The sequence below is a fragment of the Bacillus sp. FSL K6-1012 genome, assembly GCF_037964915.1.
GTDB classification, from domain to species: Bacteria; Bacillota; Bacilli; order Bacillales; family Bacillaceae; genus Bacillus; species Bacillus halotolerans.
This window is the reverse complement of record NZ_CP150175.1, coordinates 4,198,050-4,214,947: the sequence shown is the minus strand read 5'-3', so window position 1 is coordinate 4,214,947 and position 16,898 is coordinate 4,198,050. Positions and strand designations below refer to the sequence as shown.

The following is a 16,898-nucleotide window of genomic DNA, read 5'->3' as shown; positions in this document are numbered from 1 at the left end:
AGAGGCAGAGACATCTTCCCCGCCCTTTTTCTACGCTGAATTTCTCTTTCTCTCTGTCTGAAGGACGTATCGATCGCGTCCAGCCCCAAGTCCTGCTGTTCCCATGACGATTAAAGCAGCAATAAGAAGCACAATCGGCATTGTCCATGAATGTGTCTGGTCAAAGAGATACCCGACAAAGATCGGCCCGACGGCTGCAAGAAGGTAGCCGAATGACTGTGACATGCCTGACAGCGCTGCAGCCTGATACGCATTTTCACTGCGGAGCCCAATGAGAGTGAGTGCCAGACTAATGCTGGAGCCTTGTCCGATACCGATAATCACCATCCAGATGGCAAGCATGGCATGGCTGCCGCCCGTTAATAATCCGCATAGACCGATCAGATAGACTGCGGTCAGCGCTGCAACGATCCCGCGCTGATGTTTCACGCGGTCAGCTAAAACCGGTGTCAGAAAAGTGGAAGGCAGACTCGCAAATTGCATGAGTGATACAAGCCATCCGGCGGTTGACGTATCAATCCCGTGTGAACGGAGAATCTCAGGAAACCAGGCGATACTGCTGTAAAATAAAAATGATTGCAGGCCCATGAAGATGGTGACGAACCATGCCACTTTGGAAGCCCAAATCGGACTGGTTTTAAGCTGCGGCGTCTGGTTGGACGCATCCCGATGGCGAAGCTGAGGTATCCAAATCAGCAAGGCTAGAAATGCTAAGCCTCCCCATAAAAGAAATCCCTGTTTCCATCCGCCATCCAACTGGGACGCTAAAGGAACGCTGATACCTGATGCTAAAGCAGCGAATATATTCATAGATGTCGTATACAGGCTGATCATAATCCCTGGCTTTTCAGGGTATTTATGTTTGATTAAGCTTGGCAAAAGTACGTTTCCGATCGCAATTCCGATTCCGATGAGTGCCGTTCCGAAAAACAAAGCGGGGGTATAGCCGGCAGATCGAATCAAAACACCGATAAACAGTATCAGGAGACCAAGCCATAAGGTTCGCTCATTTCCGAGGCGCCGTCCGAGCTTAGGCGCGAGCGGAGAAAGAACGGCAAAAGAAAGCAGCGGCAGTGCGGTCAAAAAACCCGCTGCCCCATTGGACATGTGCAGCTCGGTCCTGATGGAGCTGATGACCGGCCCGACTGAAGTGATTGCGGGTCTTAAGTTAAACGCGATAAAGATAATACCGGCAATCAGCCAAAACGATTGGATTTTTTTATTTTGTGGATGTGGCAAAGCAGTTACTCCTCTTTTCTAACATATACTTAATATCATTCCGATACATGTAAGCAAGTATGCGAGTGCAGGTTATGATTTGTCCTCTTTCTGCAATTCAGCCATTTTGGCAAGCAGAATATGTTGAGGCATATGCATGATCTGTTCAAGCGGCAGATTCAAAGACTCTGCAAGCTTTTGTGCAGTTTCAGCAGAAATTTGCAAAGGTCTCACAAAGATCCCTCCTCTCTTTTGTCCATTGTACAAGAATCAGATGTGAAACGTAAGAAGATATCACAAAGGGATGGTGCATTCGGAAAATGCCCCTTATAAAAGAGATAAGGAGGGTTCATCATGAACAAACCGTTATCATTATTAAAACAAATGCTGTATGAGCATCAGATAGACACAGAGAAAGCTGTCACATTGGAAGAATATATTGCATTGCGGCATAAGCTTCAGGAGCTGATGGGGAAATTTGCTTCCTTTGAAGAGTGGGAGCTGTATCAAAAGGCGGCGGATCTCATGATGCGTATTGGATTCAAATGGATGGAATAGCGTGGTACGCGCTAAAAAAAGCCCCGCGGCAGCGAAGGCTTTCAGTTTGTTAGAAAGACAGTTCGTCTTCCACATTTTTATGCTGGTCATAAATCACAAGCTTTGCCGGGCTGTTCTCTTTGGCTACCTGCTTCGCTTTTTCAATAGCGGCGTCTTTTGAGGTGTATAAAGCTGTAGGCGCCACATTCTCCACTTTGATAAACCAGCCGTCCGCATCGACGTTGGGTGTTACGGCGTATTTTTTCAGCATCATTCATTCCTCCCTCAAGTTTTATCAGTTTTTTTCCCAGCCTGGCACTGTCCGAAACTATCCAATCTGCTGACTGAAAAAAATGGGAAACAAAGAATTTTTCTATTTTTTTTCTGGATAAATGGTAAAATGGAGTTTGGAGATTTTTTAATGAGAGGACGGTGCTTAGCATGACAGACCTTCTGAATGATCGGCTGCCGCCGCAAAATATAGAAGCCGAACAAGCCGTGTTAGGCGCTATTTTTTTACAGCCGTCTGCTTTAACACTGGCTTCAGAGGTATTGATTCCAGATGATTTCTATAGAATGTCCCACCAAAAAATTTATAATGCGATGCTGGTGCTCGGAGACCGCGGTGAACCGGTTGATTTAGTTACGGTGACGTCAGAGCTTGCCAACACGGACCTGCTGGAAGAAGTGGGAGGCATATCGTATCTGACTGATATCGCAAACTCGGTGCCGACAGCGGCTAACATAGAATATTACGCAAAGATCGTTGAGGAAAAATCAATTCTTCGCCGGTTAATCAGAACAGCGACAACAATCGCTCAGGACGGATATACCCGCGAGGACGAGGTCGAAGATTTACTCAGTGAAGCGGAAAAAACGATTATGGAAGTGGCGCAGCGCAAAAATACAAGCGCCTTCCAAAATATCAAGGATGTCCTTGTTCAGACGTATGATAACATCGAGCAGCTTCACAATCGAAAAGGCGATATTACCGGGATTCCGACAGGGTTTTCTGAGCTTGATCGGATGACTGCCGGATTCCAGCGAAATGACTTGATTATTGTGGCTGCCCGTCCGTCAGTAGGGAAAACGGCCTTTGCCTTGAATATCGCGCAAAACGTAGCGACGAAGACCGACGAGAGTGTAGCCATTTTCAGTCTTGAGATGGGTGCCGAGCAGCTCGTTATGCGTATGCTTTGTGCCGAGGGAAATATCAATGCCCAAAACCTTCGTACAGGAAATCTGACAGAAGAGGATTGGGGAAAGCTGACGATGGCGATGGGAAGCCTGTCCAACAGCGGAATTTATATCGATGACACACCGGGTATCCGTGTCAGTGAAATCCGTGCCAAATGCCGCCGTTTGAAGCAGGAAAGCGGTCTTGGCATGATTTTGATCGATTACCTGCAATTGATCCAGGGAAGCGGCCGTTCAAAAGATAACCGTCAGCAGGAAGTATCAGAAATTTCCCGTGAACTGAAATCGATCGCCAGAGAGCTTCAAGTCCCTGTTATCGCGCTTTCTCAGCTTTCGCGTGGCGTTGAGCAGCGTCAGGATAAACGTCCGATGATGTCTGATATCCGTGAATCAGGAAGTATTGAGCAGGATGCAGATATTGTCGCGTTCCTTTATCGTGATGACTACTATGACAAAGAAACTGAGAACAAAAACATTATCGAAATCATTATTGCCAAACAGCGTAACGGCCCGGTAGGAACCGTGTCTCTTGCGTTCGTAAAAGAATACAATAAATTCGTCAACCTGGAACGGCGTTTTGACGACGCAGGTGTTCCGCCCGGTGCGTAAACCCCAAGAGCTTCTTCTTGGGGTTTTTTTCATCCAAAAGACGGAGGAGAAACCAGCCACTTAGCTGATGTAAAAATGAAAGCGTTTTAATAAAATGAGACAAAAAGGAGAGGGTAACAATGAGAAAGCGTTTTTCACAATTTCATGCCGCACAAATTAGGATAGCAAGACCTACGGGCCGGCTTGATCAGATCATTCGCTTTTATGAAGAAGGGCTGGGCTTAAAACGAATTGGTGAATTTCATCAGCATAATGGGTTTGACGGAGTCATGTTTGGCCTCCCGCATACCGATTACCACTTGGAATTCACCGAGCATGACGAGGAAAGAACAGCCCCCGTTCCCCACCCAGACAGCCTGCTCGTCTTTTATGTGCCGAGCGAAGAAGAAATCAAAGCCATCACTGCAAAATTAAAAAACATGGGCTATCAGGAGGCTGAACCTGAGAACCCGTACTGGAGTCATGGAGGGGTGACGATAGAGGATCCAGACGGCTGGCGGATCGTGTTCATGAACACAAAAGGGATTTCAGGCAAGTGATTCTTTCTTCTGCTAAAGGATAAAAGTTTCATGAGCTTTTCAAGGCAAATCTTTAAGAAAACGCTTCTAAAGTCAATTAAAGCGAACGAATTTGGATTTACAAGAATTTAATGTTCGGATTTACAATTGACTTTCTGTTTCTTCACTGATAAACTTGATTTGTTTGAATAGAATCGTTTTTGAAAGGTTAACGGAGGTGCACGGACATGTCTTCAGTAGTTGTAGTAGGTACGCAATGGGGCGATGAAGGGAAAGGTAAAATCACAGATTTCCTGTCAGAAAATGCAGAAGTGATCGCCCGTTATCAAGGCGGAAATAACGCAGGGCACACCATCAAGTTTGACGGAGTCACATACAAGCTTCACTTAATCCCGTCTGGAATTTTCTATAAAGATAAGACGTGTGTGATCGGAAACGGAATGGTTGTAGATCCAAAAGCATTAGTCACAGAGCTTGCGTATCTTCATGAGCGCAACGTCAGTACAGATAACCTGAGAATCAGCAACAGAGCTCACGTCATTCTGCCGTATCATTTGAAGTTGGATGAAGTGGAAGAAGAGCGAAAAGGAGCAAACAAGATCGGCACAACGAAAAAAGGAATCGGCCCTGCTTATATGGATAAAGCAGCCCGTATCGGCATTCGTATCGCGGATCTGTTGGATCGTGACGCGTTTGCGGAGAAACTCGAACGCAATCTTGAAGAAAAAAACCGTCTGCTTGAGAAAATGTACGAGACAGAAGGATTTAAAATAGAAGATATCTTAGATGAGTATTATGAATACGGACAGCAGATTAAGAAATATGTCTGCGATACATCCGTTGTTTTAAATGATGCGCTTGATGAAGGCCGCCGCGTGTTATTTGAAGGCGCGCAAGGGGTTATGCTTGATATCGATCAAGGAACATACCCATTTGTTACGTCATCTAACCCGGTTGCCGGCGGTGTCACCATCGGTTCAGGTGTCGGCCCGACAAAAATAAAGCACGTAGTCGGTGTCTCAAAAGCCTATACGACTCGTGTCGGCGATGGTCCTTTCCCGACTGAGCTGAAAGACGAAATCGGCGATCAAATCCGTGAAGTCGGACGTGAATACGGAACAACAACAGGCCGCCCGCGCCGTGTCGGCTGGTTTGACAGTGTCGTTGTCCGCCACGCCCGCCGTGTCAGCGGAATCACAGATCTTTCATTGAACTCAATTGATGTGTTAACAGGTATTGAAACACTGAAAATTTGTGTGGCTTACCGTTATAAAGGAGAAGTCATCGAAGAGTTCCCTGCAAGCCTTAAAGCACTTGCAGAATGTGAACCGGTTTATGAAGAAATGCCAGGCTGGACTGAAGATATCACAGGTGCGAAGAGCCTCAGCGAGCTTCCGGAAAATGCGCGCCACTATCTTGAACGTGTGTCTCAGCTGACAGGCATTCCGCTTTCTATTTTCTCTGTCGGTCCAGACCGTTCACAGACAAATGTCCTTCGCAGCGTGTACCGTGCGAACTAAGCAGAATACCCGCAAGCCCCTGTTTTCAGGGGCTTGTTTTTTGTTTGAAAACTGCAGATAAGTTGGTCTGAGAAAAAAATATGAAAAAAAACCAAAAAAGTTATTGCCACTTCTATTTGTTCGTGATATTATAAATCTCGTTGTTACGGAAACTGCTTCAATAGAGTACAAGATAAGAACTTGATCCAAGTCGTTTGCTCTATGAAAAATCCGGCATCTTAAGAGCCATTAGCTCAGTTGGTAGAGCATCTGACTTTTAATCAGAGGGTCGAAGGTTCGAGTCCTTCATGGCTCACCATTTTTGTGAAGGCCCGTTGGTCAAGCGGTTAAGACACCGCCCTTTCACGGCGGTAACACGGGTTCGAATCCCGTACGGGTCATTGATTTACTTTAGCGTTATTGCTAAATTCCTTATTTGTCTGCGAGAGTTGACACGACAGCTCTCCAGACAAATTACTGTAAGGTCCGGTAGTTCAGTTGGTTAGAATGCCTGCCTGTCACGCAGGAGGTCGCGGGTTCGAGTCCCGTCCGGACCGCCATTTTACTTTACTTAGTAGAGAAAAATAAATCATTTGGCTCGGTAGCTCAGTTGGTAGAGCAACGGACTGAAAATCCGTGTGTCGGCGGTTCGATTCCGTCCCGAGCCACTTACCAAACGCATCTGCAATCGTAGGTGCGTTTTTTCTTTTAAGAAAAGATAGACATGCGGAGTGTTATAATAGAAGAAAAAGGGAGAACCGGCCCTGCGGCCGGTTCAAAGAAGAAGACGTCAATGAAAAGACGCACGCAGGTGAGGGGAAGTTTCATTTAAATTATCTTTTTTAATAAAAGTTGAAAAACATGACAAAAGATAGACAATTGGTGGATGAAGGTGAAAAATGTGTTTTTTTCTAAACCTTTATTTTTTTTATCTTTTGACCTTAAACCGTTATAATAGACAAGGACCCATTGTTCTATTTGGGCCATAAGTGATGTAACGAATGTGATATAGATGAAATGAAGACCATTCGGCAGGAGGAAATCAAAAATGATGGATAAAAAGATCCTTGTAGTAGATGATGAAAAACCGATTGCAGATATATTAGAATTTAACTTAAGAAAAGAGGGCTATGAAGTGCATTGCGCCTATGACGGAAATGAAGCCGTTGAAATGGTGGAAGAGCTTCAGCCTGATTTAATTCTTTTAGATATTATGCTTCCGAATAAAGACGGCGTTGAAGTATGCCGTGAAGTCAGAAAGAAATACGATATGCCTATCATTATGCTGACGGCTAAGGATTCAGAAATTGATAAGGTCATCGGGCTTGAAATCGGCGCGGATGACTATGTTACGAAACCATTCAGCACACGAGAGCTTTTAGCCCGTGTGAAAGCGAACTTGCGCCGCCAGCTGACAACAGCGCCAGCGGAGGAAGAATCATCTTCCAACGATATTCATATCGGCTCCCTCGTGATCTTCCCTGACGCGTATGTAGTGTCAAAACGAGATGAAACGATCGAATTAACCCATCGTGAGTTCGAATTGCTGCATTACCTGGCAAAACACATCGGACAAGTCATGACACGTGAGCACTTGCTGCAAACAGTATGGGGCTACGATTACTTTGGGGATGTCAGAACGGTTGACGTAACAGTGCGCCGCCTTCGTGAAAAAATTGAGGACAACCCGAGCCATCCAAATTGGATTGTCACACGCCGCGGCGTCGGTTATTACTTGAGAAACCCTGAACAGGACTAATGCCCAATGAATAAGGTTGGTTTTTTTCGGTCGATCCAATTTAAGATTACCTTGATTTATGTGCTTTTGATTATCATCGCGATGCAAGTCATTGGTGTGTATTTTGTCAATCAGGTAGAGAAGTCGCTGATTACCTCTTATGAACAATCGCTTAATCAGCGAATCGACAACCTTTCTTATTATATTGAGCAGGAATATAAGAGTGATAATGACAGCACCGTCATTAAGGATGATGTCAGCCGTATTTTGAATGATTTCACGAAGAGTGATGAGATTCGGGAAATTACTTTTGTTGATAAAAGCTATGAAGTGGTTGGCTCTTCAAGGCCATATGGAGAAGAAGTTGCAGGGAAACAAACGACGGATCTCATTTTCAAAAGAATTTTTTCTACTAAACAGTCTTATTCTAGAAAATATTATGATCCGAAAAGCAAAATAAGAGTCCTCATTTCCGCAAAGCCCGTTACCACTGAAAACCAAGAGGTTGTCGGAGCGATTTATGTGGTAGCGAGCATGGAAGATGTCTTTGGCCAAATGAAGACCATCAACACAATACTGGCCTCCGGCACTGGTTTGGCCCTCGTTTTGACAGCCCTTCTCGGTATTTTTCTAGCCAGAACCATTACCCACCCGCTTTCAGATATGAGGAAACAGGCAATGGAGCTTGCGAAAGGGAATTTCTCCAGGAAGGTTAGAAAGTATGGTCATGATGAAATTGGACAGCTCGCCACAACGTTTAATCACTTAACGAGAGAGCTTGAAGATGCACAGGCAATGACAGAGGGTGAACGCAGAAAGCTTTCCTCTGTTATTGCCTATATGACGGATGGCGTTATTGCCACAAACCGAAACGGCGCGATTATTCTCTTGAACAGCCCGGCGCTGGAGCTGCTGAACGTTTCACGTGAAACAGCCTTAGAAATGCCGATTACAAGCCTGCTGGGGATTCAAGAGAATTATACTTTTGAAGATTTAGTCGAACAGCAGGACTCTATGCTGCTCGAAATTGAGCGCGACGATGAATTGACAGTGCTTCGTGTCAATTTCTCCGTGATTCAAAGGGAGCATGGCAAAATCGACGGTTTAATTGCTGTCATTTACGATGTAACCGAGCAGGAGAAAATTGACCAGGAGCGCAGAGAGTTTGTAGCGAATGTATCACACGAGCTGCGGACGCCGCTTACGACCATGCGCAGTTATTTAGAGGCATTAGCGGAAGGCGCGTGGGAAAATAAAGACATTGCACCGCGTTTCTTAATGGTGACGCAGAATGAAACAGAGCGGATGATTCGGCTTGTAAACGATTTGCTTCAGCTTTCTAAATTTGACAGCAAGGATTATCAATTTAATCGTGAGTGGATTCAAATCGTCCGATTTATGTCGCTCATTATTGATCGTTTTGAAATGACGAAGGAACAGCATGTGGAATTTATCCGCAATCTGCCGGACAGAAACCTGTATGTGGAGATTGACCAGGATAAAATTACGCAGGTGCTCGATAATATTATTTCCAACGCTTTAAAATATTCACCTGAAGGCGGACATGTCACCTTCTCAATTGACGTAAATGAAGAGGAAGAACTTCTCTATATCAGCGTTAAGGATGAAGGGATCGGGATTCCGAAAAAGGATGTCGAAAAAGTCTTTGACCGCTTCTACAGGGTTGATAAAGCGAGAACGAGAAAGCTCGGCGGGACCGGTCTGGGACTTGCCATTGCCAGGGAAATGGTTCAGGCGCACGGCGGAGATATTTGGGCAGACAGTGTAGAAGGAAAAGGCACAACGATAACTTTTACTCTTCCATATAAAGAGGAACAAGAGGATGATTGGGATGAAGCGTGAAAATATAAAAACAATATTACTTACGGTACTCGTCGTCATCAGTCTTGTTTTTACATGGAGCATATGGACATTTCAGCCTAATTTTTCTGAAGACTCGTCATCAGCAGAGTCTACGGTGCGTGAGAAGCATAAAATTGAAAAAAATATCCAAAAGCTGTCTGAAACGGTAAAACCGCGGGAAATGTTTATTCATGATGACGGTGCTCATTATAAGGTCGATGATGAAACGCTTTATGATGAAGTCTGGTCAGATTTGCCGCATTGGGATGTAAAAGGCATTAAAGATATATCGGATCAATATGATAAGGCCGGATTTAAGAGCTGGTTTTATGGAAGAGGCGGTTCTGCTGCCAAGCTTGATCTGCAATTCAGTGACACGATACCTATTGATATTATTCAAACGCTGTTTAAATGGTCCAATCAATCGTTTGAATACAGCTCGTTTGATCATATTATGATCCCATTCGATGAAACAAAAACGAATAAGAAGATTTATTTGGTATCTTACAGCAAGCAGCTTATTCTGGAAGTGACGGTTGAATCAGCAAACTACCGGAATATCATGAACGATTTAAAAAACAAAGAATCAAATATGCCTGCGTACAGCTTGTTCTCGATCGGCACAAAGAAAGAGTTTTTGCTTCCGAACAAATCGCTTACGATGGATAAAAAGGAATTTGTCACGGAATCAATTAAAACAAACACTTTTAAACAAGCGCTGTTCAGTGATCCGAGCATTGTAAGAGAAGATTCGAATTATAATAACAGAAATGTACTGACGGACGGCATCAGCCGTTTAGATGTCAGCCTGACCCAGCGGCAGGTTCAATTCCAGCAGCGTAATTTAGTGCAGAGCACTTCGTATCAAACAGGTGAATTAATCAAAAAGAGCCAGAAGTACCTAGAGGATACAGGAAGCTGGACGGATCACTATCAATTTTTTAATATCAACGACAGCCAGCAGCTGAGCTTCTATATCTTTATGGATCAGCTTCCGGTCATTAACAGCATGTCTAAACCGTTTGGCGGAACTTCGGCAATCACCGTCCAATGGGCCAATGACGATATTCTCAGCTATAAACGGCCGAACTACAGTCTTGGAACGAATCCGATTAAAACAAGTGAGACACAGCTGATGAGCGGCAGGGAAGTGAGGGTCCTTCTGTCCAAACAAACGGCGTATGATACGGACAAAATTGATCAGATTTTCCCTGCGTATCAGATGATCTCAACATCAACCAACGATGATCCTCTTGTTGAGCTTGAACCGGTTTGGGCTATGAAAATAAACGGAAAAATGGTGCCGATTACGAAGGAATTATTGACGAAGGAGGGGGCAGACAATGGAGTGGAATAAGACAAAAACAATCTTCATCGTTGCCTTCCTCATTTTAGATATTTTCTTAGGCTATCAGTTTTTTGAGAAGCGATCTAATAGTAAAGAATATGAAGTCATTAAAAATGATGTAGAGCATGACATGAAGGCAGACCATATCACGTATGAAGGTCTGGATAAAGAAGCGATAGAAGGCTATCGGATCACAGCGAATCAAAAAGTCTTCACGAAGGATGATATTGAATCACTCAAGGATCAAAAGCCTATGATGGATATGCCTAGTGATGATCATAAAGTAACGAACCTAAAGATGAAGTTTACGAGCCCGATTGCCCTTTCAAAGAAAAACATAGAGGACGATGCACAGGCGCTTGTGTCTTCTAAAATTCAAGATGGTGAAAAATATAAGCTTTGGAAGGTGGATAAATCTAAAAAAGAAATCATTTACTTCCAAACGTATGAAGGTCATTACATTTATCAGAAGACTGACAACTCCTCTAATATGATCGGACAAGTGATTTTGCACTTAAACGATAAAAACGAGGTTGTGTCATACGAGCAGTCGACGCTTGAAACCTTTAAGCAGATTCAGAAAGAAAACTTAATTACTGAGCTTGATGCGGTTGAATTATTGTACTATCAAAATCAATTAAAAGAATACTGCACCATAAAGAGTGTGAAATTCGGCTATGTGGCGCAATATCCGCTGACAAGCACGCAGGTGCTGGCTCCGGTATGGAGAGTTACGGTGGAGTATGATAAAAAAGTGAACGGCGAGAAAAAGAAAGTGCAAGAGTATTTTACTGTGAATGCTTTGGAGAGTACGATTTTAGATACAGACCAATCAAAATAATGGAGTGAACTGAAATGAGCTTGCAATTTAGCGTTCTTGCGAGCGGGAGTACGGGAAATGCGTTTTACCTGGAAACAGAGGATCACGCGTTTTTAGTGGACGCCGGTTTGAGCGGGAAAGCCATGGACGGATTAATGGCGCAAATCGGACGTAAGCTGGATGATGTGGACGGCATTTTTGTGACGCATGAGCATAGTGACCATATTAAAGGCCTCGGCGTCATCGCCAGAAAGTACAAGCTTCCGATCTATGCGAACAAGAAGACGTGGAAGGCGATGGAGAACCAGATCGGCAAAATTGATACCGATCAAAAGTTTGAGTTTCCGATGGAGACGGTGAAGTCGTTTGGCGGACTTGATGTAGAATCGTTTGGCGTCTCTCACGATGCGGCAGAGCCCATGTTTTATGTGTTTCATTGTAATGGGCGCAAGCTCGCTTTAATGACAGATACAGGGTATGTCAGCGACCGGATGAAGGGCATTATCCGCTCGGCGAATGTGTTCGTTTTTGAAAGCAATCATGATGTCGGCATGCTGCAAATGGGAAGATACCCTTGGAGCATTAAGCGGCGGATTTTAAGTGACGTCGGGCACGTTTCAAATGAAGATGCTGCGTTGGCGATGACTGATGTCATCGGCGACGAGACGTCTCGTATCTACCTCGCTCATTTGAGTCAGGACAACAATATGAAAGAGCTGGCCAGAATGTCTGTCCAGCAGACATTGGCTTCTAAAGGATTTGTGACAGGCGAAACATTTGATTTGTTTGATACCGATCCGAAAAAGGCTACTCCGCTTTGCGCTGTATAATTTTTTCTTGTGTAACATGACTATTATAGGAGTTTCTAATCCACAATATAACCATATCAACGTTCTCTGAAAGGATGGAATATGGTGGATTACGAGCGTGAGGAAGAACATAATACTCCTGAACAGCCGAAGAGAAGCAAAAAAGGTTATTTTCTTTCAAGCCTGATCGGGGTGATTGTCGGCGCTGTATTGATGGCGTTTATTATGCCGTACCTTTCAAATGAGGGGTTTGATACGGGCGAGGCGGATCAGCAGCAGACCAACGGCCGGGAATCAATTCGAACAGTGAATGTCAGTGTGAACAACGCTGTCACTCAGATTGTCAGCGATGTGTCGCCAGCTGTTGTCGGCGTCGTAAACATTCAAAAAACAGATATTTGGGGAGAAAGCGGTGAGGCTGGGAGCGGCTCAGGCGTCATCTATAAGAAAAATGACAACTCTGCTTATGTCGTGACCAATCATCATGTGATCGAGGGCGCTTCCCAAATTGAAATCAGTTTAAAAGACGGTTCGCGCGTGTCTGCTGAGCTTGTCGGCAGCGACCAGCTGATGGATCTTGCCGTTTTGCGGGTGAAAAGCGATAAAATCAAAGCTGTCGCTGATTTTGGCAATTCAGATAAAGTGAAATCAGGTGAACCGGTGATTGCGATCGGCAATCCGTTAGGCCTTGAATTTGCAGGTTCTGTCACACAGGGCGTCATATCGGGAACAGAGAGGGCGATTCCGGTAGATTCCAATGATGACGGTCAGCCTGACTGGAATGCAGAGGTGCTGCAAACCGATGCGGCCATTAACCCGGGGAACAGCGGCGGAGCTTTGTTGAATATGGACGGAAAAGTCATTGGCATCAATTCAATGAAAATCGCGGAGTCAGCGGTTGAAGGGATTGGCCTGTCCATTCCATCTAAGCTTGTGATCCCGGTGATAGAGGATTTAGAGAAATACGGCAAAGTGAAGCGTCCGTTTCTTGGAATTGAAATGAAATCGTTAAGCGATATTGCAAGCTATCATTGGGATGAAACACTGAAGCTTCCTAAACATGTGACCAATGGAGCGGTGATAATGGGTGTAGATGCCTTTTCACCTGCCGGAAAAGCGGGACTCAAGGAGCTGGATGTCATCACTGAATTTGACGGTCAAAAAATAAATGATATTGTGGATCTTCGGAAGCGGCTTTATCAGAAAAGAGTCGGTGATCGGGTGAAGGTGACGTTTTACCGCGGCGGAAAAGAAAAATCCGTTGAAGTGAAGCTGTCCTCCGCAGATCAGTTAGGAAGTTAAAAAGCAGTCTGGCACTGATGCCAGGCTGTTTTTTATGCAAAAAAACGGAACGGGGGTTACGTCCGTTCCATAGAAAATACATGGATGTTACACGTGAAACAGCATGTAAGGGCTTGTGAGCTGCAAATACTTCCGTTTTCTTTTGACAACGTAGAAGATTTCCCGGTACCTTTGTATTTGTAACCGCAATGCTATGTGCTTTTGCTTTTGTGATGGTTTCTGAACCTGATGCTTCATTACTTTCATGCTGCTGTGGACATTGAAGGTATGAAGTTTGCCATCTTCTCCAAGCACTTTAATGACATAGACGTATACGCCGTCCACTTTCTTCATTTGAGCTGATTGAACAGCTCCTTGGTATTTCCTCCTTATCATCAGATTTAAACGACAATTGAAGTGAAAAGTGAAATCGGAAGAGGAACGGTTTTTCTGATCCGGCTCCCCTCGGGTAAAGAAGATTGTTATTTTGCGTGCAGTGAAAACTTCTTCAGCCGGTATTGAAGGCTTTGTCTGCTGATGCCGAGCTCCTGAGCGGTTTTTGAAATGTTATGGCTGTGTTTTCTAAGGATGTTTTCGATCACATATTTTTCAAAGCTCTCCATTTTTTCTTTTAAATCAGCGGCGGGCTGATGCCCTGCGGGTTCCGTCTTCGAGATGTCTGCCGGCTTGATTTTCATGCGGTATTGATATGGCAGATGGTTGGCCGTAATCGTTTGTTCATCTGTCATGAAATTCATCGCACCCTCGATCATATGCTCAAGTTCGCGAATATTTCCCGGCCAATCATAGGATAAGAAAAATTGCTTCACATCTTCACTGATATGTTCGACATTCATTTGAAACAGGTGGTTGTTTTTCTGGATGAACTCTGACGCGAGAAGCAAAATGTCCTCTTTGCGTTCCCGAAGCGGCGGGATGATCAGTGTCACGACGCTCAGCCTGTAATACAAGTCCTTGCGCATTCGTTCACCCGCAATGGCATCAATCGGGTCTTCGTTCATCGTGGCGATAATGCGCACGTCAATCGGTGTATCCTTGGTCGAACCAATGCGTCTGATTTTCCGTTCTTGCAGGGCGCGCAGCAATTTTGCCTGCAAGCTCAAATTCAGTGAGTTGATTTCATCTAACAGAAGTGTGCCGCCATGCGCTTGCTCAAACAAGCCAGGCTGGTCAACGGCACCTGTAAACGCGCCTTTTTTCGTACCGAACAGGATGCTTTCCACCAGGCTGTCCGGCAGAGCCGCACAGTTTTGAGAAATGAACGGGCCGCTTGATCGGTCGCTGCCGTTATGGATACTTTGTGCGAACAGCTCTTTTCCCGTGCCGGTTTCACCTGCGAGAAGAATCGATGAAGACGTGCGGGTCGCCCGCTTGGCATTTTCGATGACATCCTGAATCGCCGGACTGGTGCCGAGAATGCTGTCAAATGTGTAAGTCGCGTTTCCTTTTTTATGCATATTCTCTCTGATCAGGCGTTCCAGCTTTGTCACGTCCTTGGCAATTTCGACAGCGCCTTTGATGTTGCCGTCTTGGACGATCGGATATGTATGATTGATTGTCGTAATTTCCTGGCCTTTATTATTGAAATAGCTCTGCTTTACATTTTTGATCGTTTTGCCTTCCTGAAGGGCTTGCACAAGTGTGCTGTCCTGCTGCTTCGAAAACATAAATACATCCATCAGGTTTTTATTTAAAACGTCCTGCTTCTCCATATCTTCAATTTGCATCATTTTGTTGTTATAAACAATCGTGTTTCCATGCTCGTCCACCACGTGCAGGCCGACATCAATTTCATCCAAAATGCTCTGAAACACTAATGTGAGGAATTCGCTGTCTTTGACCAAAGTATAAACCTCCCTCATTTATTTTCTTAATATTGCTTCTATTTTATAAAAGAATGGAGAGGATATGCAAAAGAATTTTGCACTATATGAAAATCCCGCTCAAAATATCTGAATATTTTTGCACCCTTGCCTCGAATATTGTAGAAAATACACGAATGTGCGAGTTGGCACGAAACTTGCATTTATAAAAAGGGAAAGCAGGATATAGTGTTGAAACAGAAAACAAGGGGGAATTCAAATATGCCAGCTTTATCAAAATCCAAAGAAATTATTGATCAGACGTCTCATTACGGTGCCAACAATTATCATCCGCTGCCGATTGTTATTTCTGAAGCGCTGGGTGCTTGGGTAAAGGACCCGGAAGGCAATGAATATATGGATATGCTGAGTGCTTATTCTGCGGTGAATCAGGGGCACAGACATCCGAAGATCATTCAGGCGTTAAAGGATCAGGCTGATAAAATCACGCTGACGTCTCGCGCGTTTCACAACGATCAGCTCGGACCGTTTTACGAAAAGGCGGCTAAGCTGACGGGCAAAGAAATGATTCTGCCGATGAATACGGGGGCTGAAGCGGTTGAGTCTGCGGTGAAAGCAGCGAGACGCTGGGCTTATGAAGTGAAGGGCGTGGCGGACAATCAGGCGGAGATCATTGCGTGCGTCGGAAATTTCCATGGCCGGACGATGCTGGCGGTTTCTCTTTCTTCTGAAGAAGAGTATAAAAGAGGGTTCGGCCCGATGCTTCCGGGAATCAAACTAATCCCTTACGGAGATGCGGAAGCGCTGCGCCAGGCGATTACGCCAAACACAGCGGCATTCTTATTTGAACCGATTCAAGGCGAAGCGGGCATTGTGATTCCGCCTGAAGGATTTTTGCAGGAAGCGGCGGCAATTTGTAAGGAAGAAAATGTGCTGTTGATTGCCGATGAAATTCAGACGGGTCTCGGACGTACAGGTAAGACATTCGCTTGTGACTGGGATGGCATTGATCCTGATATGTACATTTTGGGGAAAGCGCTTGGCGGCGGTGTGTTCCCGATCTCATGCATTGCGGCGGACCGCGACGTTTTAGGCGTGTTTAACCCGGGCTCACACGGCTCCACATTTGGCGGAAATCCGCTGGCATGTGCGGTGTCCATCGCCTCACTGGAAGTGCTGGAAGATGAAAAGCTGGCGGAGCGTTCTCTTGAGCTTGGCGAGTATTTTAAACAAGAGCTGGAGAGCATTGATAACCCTATCATTAAAGAAGTCCGCGGCAGAGGGCTGTTTATCGGTGTGGAACTGACGGAAGCGGCGCGTCCGTATTGTGAGCGTTTAAAAGATGAAGGACTTTTATGCAAGGAAACGCATGATACCGTCATTCGTTTTGCACCGCCATTAATCATTTCCAAAAAGGATTTGGATTGGGCGATTGAAAAAATTAAGCATGTGCTGCAAAAGGCATAAATCCGCATCATGGCGGGATATTCACTTCGTTTGTATAAATTTACAACAGAAAAATTAGCACTCCCTATTTGCTCAGCTACAGTATTTTAGTATAATGTATCTTTATGAGAAGAAGTGAATTTTATATTAAATAGATAGAGACTCTTTGGA

15 protein-coding genes and 4 tRNA genes are annotated in these 16,898 nt (G+C 44.8%); 15 read left to right on the top strand and 4 right to left on the bottom strand.

Features of this window, described 5'->3' with window-relative positions; all coding sequences use genetic code 11:
- Window positions 1-30 precede the first annotated feature (30 nt).
- Both NSS75_RS21795 and NSS75_RS21790 read right to left on the bottom strand, forming a co-directional pair.
- Window positions 31-1,239 carry an MFS transporter gene (locus tag NSS75_RS21795; protein ID WP_213418195.1) on the bottom strand — a complete coding sequence of 403 codons (1,209 nt, stop codon included), beginning with the start codon at window positions 1,237-1,239 and terminating at the stop codon, window positions 31-33.
- A 72-nt stretch (window positions 1,240-1,311) separates the two neighbouring features.
- Window positions 1,312-1,452 carry a YycC family protein gene (locus NSS75_RS21790; protein WP_003242786.1) on the bottom strand — a complete coding sequence of 47 codons (141 nt, stop codon included), beginning with the start codon at window positions 1,450-1,452 and terminating at the stop codon, window positions 1,312-1,314.
- A 120-nt stretch (window positions 1,453-1,572) separates the two neighbouring features.
- On the opposite strand from NSS75_RS21790, the gene NSS75_RS21785 reads away from it, so the two are divergent.
- Window positions 1,573-1,776, top strand: coding sequence for a hypothetical protein (locus NSS75_RS21785; protein WP_059335329.1), 204 nt, complete (start codon window positions 1,573-1,575; stop codon window positions 1,774-1,776).
- 49 nt (window positions 1,777-1,825) lie between these two features.
- On the opposite strand, the gene NSS75_RS21780 is transcribed toward NSS75_RS21785, so the two are convergent.
- The gene (locus NSS75_RS21780) at window positions 1,826-2,026 is read right to left on the bottom strand and encodes a DUF2188 domain-containing protein (protein ID WP_038954329.1); all 201 of its coding nucleotides are present in this window, start codon (window positions 2,024-2,026) and stop codon (window positions 1,826-1,828) included.
- 170 nt (window positions 2,027-2,196) lie between these two features.
- Here NSS75_RS21780 and dnaB point away from each other — a divergent pair, with 170 nt between their 5' ends.
- From dnaB to htrC, 13 genes are all read left to right on the top strand, one after another.
- Window positions 2,197-3,561: a replicative DNA helicase gene (dnaB, locus tag NSS75_RS21775; RefSeq protein WP_010332602.1), complete on the top strand. Its 1,365-nt coding sequence runs from the start codon at window positions 2,197-2,199 to the stop codon at window positions 3,559-3,561.
- A 119-nt stretch (window positions 3,562-3,680) separates the two neighbouring features.
- Window positions 3,681-4,100, top strand: coding sequence for a VOC family protein (locus NSS75_RS21770; protein WP_339235147.1), 420 nt, complete (start codon window positions 3,681-3,683; stop codon window positions 4,098-4,100).
- 206 nt (window positions 4,101-4,306) lie between these two features.
- Window positions 4,307-5,599: an adenylosuccinate synthase gene (purA, locus tag NSS75_RS21765; RefSeq protein WP_101859653.1), complete on the top strand. Its 1,293-nt coding sequence runs from the start codon at window positions 4,307-4,309 to the stop codon at window positions 5,597-5,599.
- 222 nt (window positions 5,600-5,821) lie between these two features.
- Window positions 5,822-5,897, top strand: a tRNA-Lys gene (locus NSS75_RS21760).
- 10 nt (window positions 5,898-5,907) lie between these two features.
- Window positions 5,908-5,979, top strand: a tRNA-Glu gene (locus NSS75_RS21755).
- An 82-nt stretch (window positions 5,980-6,061) separates the two neighbouring features.
- Window positions 6,062-6,138 (top strand) — tRNA-Asp (locus NSS75_RS21750).
- 35 nt (window positions 6,139-6,173) lie between these two features.
- Window positions 6,174-6,246, top strand: a tRNA-Phe gene (locus tag NSS75_RS21745).
- Window positions 6,247-6,629: 383 nt separating this feature from the next.
- Window positions 6,630-7,337, top strand: a complete 708-nt coding sequence (gene walR, locus NSS75_RS21740; RefSeq protein ID WP_010332599.1) for a cell wall metabolism DNA-binding response regulator WalR — start codon at window positions 6,630-6,632, stop codon at window positions 7,335-7,337.
- 6 nt (window positions 7,338-7,343) lie between these two features.
- A complete protein-coding gene (gene walK / locus NSS75_RS21735) occupies window positions 7,344-9,179 on the top strand; it encodes a cell wall metabolism sensor histidine kinase WalK (protein WP_010332598.1) in 1,836 nt (611 codons plus the stop codon).
- Window positions 9,169-10,536, top strand: coding sequence for a two-component system activity regulator YycH (gene yycH, locus NSS75_RS21730; protein WP_339235144.1), 1,368 nt, complete (start codon window positions 9,169-9,171; stop codon window positions 10,534-10,536). The genes walK and yycH overlap by 11 nt, the downstream gene beginning before the upstream one ends.
- Entirely contained in the window at window positions 10,523-11,368 is an 846-nt protein-coding gene (yycI, locus tag NSS75_RS21725; protein WP_024123516.1) for a two-component system regulatory protein YycI, read from the top strand. The genes yycH and yycI overlap by 14 nt, the downstream gene beginning before the upstream one ends.
- A gap of 14 nt (window positions 11,369-11,382) precedes the next feature.
- Entirely contained in the window at window positions 11,383-12,177 is a 795-nt protein-coding gene (locus NSS75_RS21720) for an MBL fold metallo-hydrolase (protein WP_339235140.1), read from the top strand.
- An 81-nt stretch (window positions 12,178-12,258) separates the two neighbouring features.
- Window positions 12,259-13,458, top strand: a complete 1,200-nt coding sequence (gene htrC / locus NSS75_RS21715) for a serine protease HtrC (RefSeq protein ID WP_216394741.1) — start codon at window positions 12,259-12,261, stop codon at window positions 13,456-13,458.
- Window positions 13,459-13,919: 461 nt separating this feature from the next.
- Here the strand turns inward: htrC and rocR are convergent, their stop codons facing one another.
- The gene (rocR, locus tag NSS75_RS21710; RefSeq protein WP_339235137.1) at window positions 13,920-15,302 is read right to left on the bottom strand and encodes an arginine utilization regulatory protein RocR; all 1,383 of its coding nucleotides are present in this window, start codon (window positions 15,300-15,302) and stop codon (window positions 13,920-13,922) included.
- Window positions 15,303-15,542: 240 nt separating this feature from the next.
- Between rocR and rocD the strand changes: the two genes are divergently transcribed.
- Entirely contained in the window at window positions 15,543-16,748 is a 1,206-nt protein-coding gene (gene rocD, locus NSS75_RS21705) for an ornithine aminotransferase (RefSeq protein ID WP_024123511.1), read from the top strand.
- The last annotated feature ends 150 nt before the right edge of the window (window positions 16,749-16,898 follow it).